We start from the raw sequence: 1,118 nt of genomic DNA on the forward strand, positions 1-1,118 counted from the left end.
GACTGTGCTCGGTGATTGATCCGGGAGATCAGATCACCACTTGGCTAGATAGTTCCCCGATTTGTGCAACAAGGCCCTCGCTGTCTGGCACCATGGCGATCAGTGAAACCACACTGAAAGACACCATGCTTATGCTGATTGATGAGCAGAACAAGAAAGGCGGATTGCTGGGCAAAAAACTGGAGCCTGTGGTGGTTGACCCTGCGTCAAACTGGCCGCTGTTCGCTGAAAAAGCGCGTGAGTTGGTTCAAAAAGACAAAGTCTCTGCCATTTTCGGCTGCTGGACTTCCGTTTCCCGTAAATCAGTGCTGCCAGTAGTGGAAGAGCTGAACAGCGTGCTGTTCTACCCTGTGCAGTATGAAGGGGAAGAGTCATCCAAAAACGTATTCTATACCGGTGCTGCACCAAACCAGCAGGCGATTCCAGCGGTTGATTACCTGATGGAACAGGGCGTAGAGCGTTGGGCTCTGCTGGGTACTGACTATGTCTATCCACGCACCACCAACAAAATTCTGGAAGCTTACCTGAAAGCCAAAGGCGTGAAAGCGTCTGACATCATGGTGAACTACACCCCGTTTGGTCACTCAGACTGGCAGTCAATCGTAGCTGATGTGAAGAAATTCGGTTCTGCGGGCAAGAAAACTGCGGTGGTTTCTACTATCAACGGCGATGCGAACGTGCCTTTCTATAAAGAGTTAGGCAACCAAGGCGTCTCTGCACAAGACATCCCAGTGGTGGCGTTCTCTGTTGGTGAAGAAGAGCTGTCAGGTATCGACACTAAACCGTTGGTTGGCCATCTGGCGGCATGGAATTACTTTGAAAGCGTAGACACCCCAGCAAACAAAGATTTCATCGAAAAATGGCACAAATTTACCGGTAAAAAAGAGCTTGTAACCAACGACCCAATGGAAGCGACTTACATCGGTTTCAACATGTGGGTGAAAGCGGTTGAAAAAGCGGGCACTACTGACCCGGCGAAAGTACAAGATGCCCTGATCGGTGTTTCTGTGCCTAACCTGACTGGTGGTTACGCAGCCATGATGGCCTTGTTGCACAAATCGGGGAACTATCTAGCCAAGTGGTGATCTGATCTCCCGGATCAATCACCGAGCACAGTC

The 1,118-nt window shown here is 50.3% G+C and carries 1 protein-coding gene; it reads left to right on the forward strand.

Annotation, left to right across the window (positions count from 1 at the left end; genetic code table 11):
• Window positions 1-2: 2 nt before the first annotated feature.
• Complete coding sequence (gene urtA / locus OKB81_RS20440; protein WP_270805441.1) at window positions 3-1,085, forward strand: urea ABC transporter substrate-binding protein; 1,083 nt, start codon at window positions 3-5, stop codon at window positions 1,083-1,085.
• Window positions 1,086-1,118: the final 33 nt, after the last annotated feature.

It is taken from the genome of Aeromonas sp. QDB56 (assembly GCF_027705505.1).
Classification (GTDB): Bacteria; Pseudomonadota; Gammaproteobacteria; order Enterobacterales; family Aeromonadaceae; genus Aeromonas; species Aeromonas caviae.